This window comes from Pseudomonas sp. ANT_H4 (assembly GCF_008369295.1).
Taxonomy (GTDB): domain Bacteria; phylum Pseudomonadota; class Gammaproteobacteria; order Pseudomonadales; family Pseudomonadaceae; genus Aquipseudomonas.
In genome coordinates, this window is record NZ_VOBG01000010.1 from 200,624 (window position 1) to 207,316 (window position 6,693).

A 6,693-nucleotide genomic window follows, 5' to 3' on the forward strand; every position below is an offset into this window, starting at 1 on the left:
GAGGCGTTAATGTCGATAAAACCCATGACTAAGTTTCAGGTGACCTGCGTGTCTGTTATCGCGCTGAGTGTGTTTTCACTATTGAGCGGCTGTTCTTCGGACAATACGCCGAGTGTTGCCGTCGTGCCTGAAGTCAGCGTGGTAACCCTCAAGACCCAAACGCAGGTGGTACACACTGAGTTGGCCGGCCGCACACAGGCGTTCATGGTGGCCCAGGTACGCCCGCAAGTGGGCGGGCTGGTGCAGCGTCGCTTGTTTGTCGAAGGCAGTGAAGTCAAGGCCGGGCAGGTGTTGTACGAGCTGGATGCGGCGCCTTATCGCGCGGCCCTGGCCCAGTCCGAAGCGGTGCTGGCCAAGTCCCGCGCCACTCTCAAGGCGGCGCAAGCCACCGCCAAACGCACCGCTGAACTGGCGAAGTTCGAAGCCATCAGTCGCCAGGACGACGATGACGCCCAGGCCAACGTGCAGATCGCCGCTGCGGACGTAAAACTCGCGGAGGCGGCGCTTGAGACGGCGAAAATCAACGTGACCTACACCCGCATTGTCGCGCCTATTTCCGGGCGTATCGAGACGTCGGCGGTCACGCCGGGAGCCTTGGTGGTGGCCAATCAGGAAGCGGTGTTGACCACCATTCAACAACTCGATCCGCTCTACGTCGATGTCACCCAGTCCACCACCGAGCTGCTGCGTTTGCAGCGTGAGCTGGCGGCCGGGACCCTGCGCAGCGCTGCCGAGGGTGAGGCAGACATGGCGTTACGCCTGGAAGACGGCAGCCTCTACAAACACACCGGGCGCTTGAAGTTCAGCGGCGCCAGCGTCAACGAGGGTACGGGCACCGTCACCTTGCGTGCCGAGATCGCCAACCCTGATCGGCAACTGTTGCCGGGCATGTACGTGCGCGGTGTGCTGGAGCAGGCCCGGGATGACCAGGTAATTTTGGTGCCGCAACAAGCAGTGACCCGCGCAGCCAGTGGCACCACCTCGGTGCTGGTGGTGGTGGTGGATAGCATAATTGAGCAACGGCAAATCACCGTCGGCAGGGCTGTGGACCATCAGTGGTGGGTGACCTCGGGGCTGGTGGCTGGCGAACAGGTGGTGGTCGAGGGCGGGCAGAAAGTGCGGCCCGGGGCCCTCGTGTCGGTAGTGGATAACGCCCCGGTTCAAGTCGCCATGACGAAGGAGGGCTGAACATGGCGCATTTTTTTATTGATCGGCCGATTTTTGCCTGGGTCATCGCCATCGTCATCATGCTGGGCGGCGCCTTGTCCATCAGCCAGTTGCCGCTGGAGCAGTACCCAGACATCGCTCCGCCGAGCGTGCGCATTATTGCGACCTACACCGGTGCCTCGGCTAAAACCGTCGAAGACTCGGTGACCCAGGTCATCGAACAGAAGATGACCGGCCTGGATAACCTGCTGTACATGGCGGCTTCCAGCAGCTCGGCGGGCACCGCGAACATCACCCTGACCTTCGCCCCGGGCACCGACCCGGATGTGGCGCAGATGCAGGTGCAGAACAAGTTGCAGCAGGCTCAATCACGCCTGCCGCAATCGGTGCAGGCCCAAGGATTGACAGTGCGCAAGGGCAGTTCTGACTTCCTGATGATGGTGGCGCTGACGTCTGCGAACAGCCAGGTCACCAGCAACGAAATTGGCGACTACATTGATAGCTCGCTGCTGGACTCACTCAGTCGGGTTAACGGTGTGGGCGAGGTGCAGTTGCTCGGCTCCGGTTTTGCCATGCGTATCTGGCTGGACCCGGCCAAGCTGGCCAAGTACGCGCTGATGCCCTCGGATGTCAGCGCCGCGTTGCAGGCGCAAAACACTGAAGTGTCCGCCGGGCAGTTGGGGGCCATGCCCGCAGTTGAAGGGCAACAGTTGAACGCCACCATCACCGCCCGCAACAAATTGCAGAGCATGGAGGAGTTTCGCAATGTCGTGGTCAAGTCAACCAGCGACGGCGCGCTCGTGCTGCTCAGCGATGTTGCACGGGTCGAGGTCGGCGCCGAGAGCTACGATGTAATCACTACCCTCAATGGCCAGCCGGCCGCGTCTATGGGCGTGACCCTGGCCACCGGCGCCAACGCCCTGGAGGTCGGCCATGCGGTGAAAGCAAAAATGGCCGAGATGGCGCCGTTTTTCCCCAGTGAACTGAGCCTGGAGGCTGTGGTGGCTTACGACACCACGCCGTTTGTCAGCCTGTCGATCAAGGAGGTGATGAAGTCGTTGGGTGAGGCCGTGGTGCTGGTGGTGCTAATCATGTACCTGTTCCTGCAAAACGTGCGGGCTACGCTGATCCCGACCATTACCGTGCCGGTGGTATTGCTGGGGACCTTCGGGGTGCTGGCGCTGATGGGCTATTCGATCAACACCCTGACCATGTTTGCCATGGTATTGGCCATCGGGTTGCTGGTGGACGACGCCATTGTGGTGGTGGAAAACGTCGAGCGGGTCATGGCTGAAAAGGCAGTGTCTGCCCTTGAGGCGACCCGCGAGTCCATGGACGAAATCACCGGCGCACTGGTGGGCATTGCCCTGGTGCTGTCGGCGGTGTTCATTCCCATGGCGTTTTTCAGCGGTTCCACGGGGATCATCTATCGACAATTTTCGGTGACCATCGTCGTCGCCATGCTCTTGTCCGTGCTGGTTGCCATGACCCTGACCCCGGCGCTGTGCGCCACGCTGCTGCGACCTGGTGATGTCAACCATGGCACCGGTCGCGGGTTCTTTGGCTGGTTCAACCGCATGTTTGCGCGCAATACCGAACGCTACGAGGGCGGGGTGGCCCAGCTGCTCAAGCGCAAGCGCTCGGGACTGCTGGTGTACGGTTTGATCACGGCAGTGATGGCGGTGGCCTATGTGCAATTGCCTACAGGCTTTCTGCCGGATGAAGACCAGGGCACGCTGATGGCGCAGATCAAGCTGCCGGAGGGCGGGACCAATACCCGTATGGATGTGGTCATGCAACAGTTCGAGGAATACATGCTGGCGCAACCGGAAGTCGAGGCGGTGATCGGCCTCGCGGGGATGGGCATCGGCGGTAAGGGACAGAGTACCGGGCGAGCGTTTATCAAACTGCAGGACTGGAGTGAGCGTACTGGCCCAGGCCAGGACTCGGCGTCTGTTGCTCGCCGCGCCAGCCTGGCAATGGCCAGCGTGCGCGACGCGAGCATTTTCGTCAGTTTGCCACCGGCCATCCGAGGCCTGGGGCAGAGCTCCGGTTTTGATTTGCAGCTCAAGGACCTTGGCGGGTTAGGGCACGATGAACTGGTCAAGGCTCAAGATGAGTTTATTCGCTTGGCCAATGAGAGCCCGCTGTTGCAACGGGTGCGCAGCAATGGACTCGGCGACACCCCACAGCTGCGGGTCAGTATTGATGATCGCAAGGCCGGTGCTCTGAGCCTGTCCACCGATGATATCAACAACACCTTGTCGGCGGCCCTTGGGGGCAGTTACGTCAACGATTACCTCAATGAAGGACGGGTCAAACGGGTGTACATCCAGGGCGAGGCCGAGGCACGGATGCAGGTTCAGGACCTGGACCGCTGGTTTGTGCGTAACAGCCTGGGCGAAATGGTGCCGTTTTCCTCCTTCGCCAGCGCAACCTGGAGCTATGGTTCACCCCAACTGGAACGCTACAACGGCAGTGCGGCCATCGGCCTGGTGGGCGACCCGGCACCGGGCGTCAGCTCGGGCGAAGCCATGACGGCGGTAGAGGCAATCATCAAGCAATTGCCCGAAGGTATCGGCCACGAGTGGAGCGGGCAGTCTTATCAAGAGCGCCAGGCGGGCTCCCAGGCACCGCTGCTGTACGCGGTGTCTATCCTCTTTGTGTTCTTGTGCCTGGCGGCACTGTATGAAAGTTGGTCGGTGCCGTTTTCGGTGATCCTCGTCGTGCCACTGGGCGTCATCGGCACAGTGCTAGCGATCCGAGCGGCGGGGCTTTCAAACGACGTGTATTTCCAGGTCGGGTTGCTGACCACGGTTGGCCTGGCGGCCAAAAACGCGATCCTGATCGTCGAATTTGCCAAGCACCTGCAGGAACAGGGCCAGAGCCTGGTGGACGCTACCCTGACCGCGGCACGCTTGCGTCTGCGGCCGATCCTGATGACGTCGCTGGCGTTCATGTTTGGCGTCCTGCCGCTGGCCATGAGCAGTGGCGCAGGTTCGGCAGGGCGGCAGGCCATCGGTATGGGGGTGCTGGGCGGGATGTTTAGCGCGACGCTGCTGGGGATATTTTTTGTACCGCTGTTTTTTGTGCTGATTCGCGGGCGGTTTACCAGGAAGGGTTAAATGGTGCGCCGTCTACATTTTGGGGCGGAGGTGGGAGGAGGATTCGGAGGGGCGGCCATGGGAGGGGGGCGCCCAATTGCTGGCCCTAGGCAAAGGTTTATTATAACTAAACTAAACAGTCATTTAGCATAGTTATTCTTTGTGGTTATATTATAGAAGTAGGGTAGCCCACCTGGTGAGCTATGTTCCGATGACATGCATCTTTAAGGATCTCTGTTAAATGAATCACTTTCCAGGCTGGATGCTCGAAAGCGCCCATAGTTATCTCAAGGCTGCCGAGCTTCTAGACGCCCAAAACCTCCCACATGTCTCCATGGTTAACGCGGCGATCGGCATGGAAATCCTGCTGAAAAGCTTCATTTTTGTACCAGATCAACACCAAGGTACGTCCGGTGAAACCTACAAGCCTGCCGTCGAAGCGCTCATAGCGGCTCACAAGCATCTTCAGTCAATTGGCAAGACGCCGGCCGATCAGCGTCGCGACGGTCACGATCTGTTGACGCTGTTTCATGCCGTGCCTGCAGACATTCGTAAAGCGTTGGCCCTGGACAGCCAGGAGGATTCGTTCGAGCGGTACCGAGATGTTTTCACCAACAGCCGGTATCAGTACGAGTCGAGCAGCTGGAAGTTTTCCGATCCGGTGCTGATGAGGTTACTGCGGTGGACGCTGGCCAACGTGGTTGGTTATCACAAGGAAAGTGGATCGCAGGATGCATTCATCGTGAGTTACATCGCCAAGCAGCAAGCTGGACCAGGAGATGCGTAAGAGGCAGTGCCAGGCTTCAAATCTGACCACCAGAGCCCCCCAGCTCCGTATAGGACGGTTCGCATAATGTATATTATGTTAAACGACAGGTCATGTCATAGATGTTCATGAGCTGACTAAGCTACTGATTCGCCGAATTCATTTTCGACGTCTACTCTCTCAACGGGCCATGTCCTCCGTGTTCATGGCAAGTCCTTGAATGAGGTGGCTGTCGATGAAACTGATTCAGTGCCGTTTCTCTTCAGGTCAACGACTACCGCTGCTTGTACAAGCTGGTGATGCGGCGCCGTTGCCCATACTTGTCCCTTTCATTTACGTCCAACTTAAACTCAGGCAGCGCGCTTACAACACGGCTGCAGTACTCGGAAGCAATTTTTGGTCTGGAACACGAAGTAATCGTTAGAACTAACGCGTTTTACACAAGACCAACAACTTGCTTCCAGGCTTTGGGCTGCACATCCTGCGCTGATGTCGTAGCTCACACCGCACCAACTTTTTCCTTCAGCGCTCATACAGATTCGTTTCTTTCCTTCCTCTCAAACTCGAGACCAATCTTTTACTTCCTAGACACACCCAGCTTCCGATAATTACTAACAAATGGAAAGACCTTAGATTTTATCGGGTTTTCTCATAATCAACGTCCAACCCCTTCAAGACTTAGAGTGCATGAGAGAATGCCTGTGATGGTCCAGAACGTGTGCTTCGGAATGCATGGCCGGACTCCGCATCAGTTCTTTCCTTACTGAAAGCTCATACGCGTTCTTTCTCATTGCTTCCATGTTTAATACCGCATTGAACAATTACTTCCGCACCCAGTATCACGCGGAAATCTTAATCGAAATATTTGACAGATAATAAATACCCAAATCCGTGGAACCTCCACAGGTTCGGGGTTTACTTGCCTGTGAACAGCTTGTTCGATGATCTTGTAATTCCTACACTGTATGTCCCATCAGGTCATCGTAACTAAGATATGGATCTGACACGAAAATCTCTGCACTACCCTTCGCTGGTGTTGAGGGGCGTCTCATGATGGTGAGAGCTACGGGCTACATATGAAGCATGGATAGGTGATCTCCCCTTTGGGACTCGTGACGATCATTTGCCGGCGACATCGAGAATCCTCGGTCCGTCAGCAGCACCTTCAACATGTGCGAAAATCGTGGAAGAACAGCCATTTACTCCCTTGCTGAGGGCTGACGACTGCCCTCCTCCTTAGGCCCAATTTCCGCCTTTGAGTATTGGCGGAAATTGGAAGGTCCCTCCGCCCCGAAAAGTCAGCGACGTCGCTCTTTACATTGCGGCAGCAATTCTGGCAGTTTTGAAAATAAGCTTCAGACGCGGAGTTAGTCAGGATCACTTCACGATATCGACTTGTCGTAAGGGACAGTGCTGATTCCATTTCCTACAGCCTTAGCGCAGTGCGAGTAATGCCTGGAGTTCGGCGTTTGGCGGAGGGGGATTGTCGAGCATCTCACAAGCGAGAGCCGAATTCATTACGGTGAGGCCTGTTAATCAGCGTGCAAAACTTTCCAGATTTCCGGGGTAAACAGCGTCCAATAGTTTCCACCCCGGGGTGTGCAACCATCCGGTCTTTCGGCCGGAGAATCTGGGGTGTTATCGATGGATATAATT

The 6,693-nt window shown here is 57.2% G+C and carries 3 protein-coding genes and 1 pseudogene; all 4 read left to right on the forward strand.

Annotated elements, in window-relative coordinates; all coding sequences use genetic code 11:
* Positions 1-9: 9 nt before the first annotated feature.
* Positions 10-1,188 carry an efflux RND transporter periplasmic adaptor subunit gene (locus FQ182_RS15520; protein ID WP_149414948.1) on the forward strand — a complete coding sequence of 393 codons (1,179 nt, stop codon included), beginning with the start codon at positions 10-12 and terminating at the stop codon, positions 1,186-1,188.
* 2 nt (positions 1,189-1,190) lie between these two features.
* A complete protein-coding gene (locus FQ182_RS15525) occupies positions 1,191-4,292 on the forward strand; it encodes an efflux RND transporter permease subunit (RefSeq protein ID WP_149414949.1) in 3,102 nt (1,033 codons plus the stop codon).
* Positions 4,293-4,512: 220 nt separating this feature from the next.
* Entirely contained in the window at positions 4,513-5,058 is a 546-nt protein-coding gene (locus FQ182_RS15530) for a hypothetical protein (protein WP_149414950.1), read from the forward strand.
* Between the two features lie 214 nt (positions 5,059-5,272).
* Positions 5,273-5,416, forward strand: a pseudogene (locus FQ182_RS30705) (site-specific integrase); the annotation flags it as partial.
* Positions 5,417-6,693 lie beyond the last annotated feature (1,277 nt).

Coding starts and splice junctions, on each gene's coding strand:
- FQ182_RS15520 (WP_149414948.1), top strand. CDS start 10: ATGTCGATAAAACCCATGACTAAGTTTCAGGTGACCTGCGTGTCTGTT.
- FQ182_RS15525 (WP_149414949.1), top strand. CDS start 1,191: ATGGCGCATTTTTTTATTGATCGGCCGATTTTTGCCTGGGTCATCGCC.
- FQ182_RS15530 (WP_149414950.1), top strand. CDS start 4,513: ATGAATCACTTTCCAGGCTGGATGCTCGAAAGCGCCCATAGTTATCTC.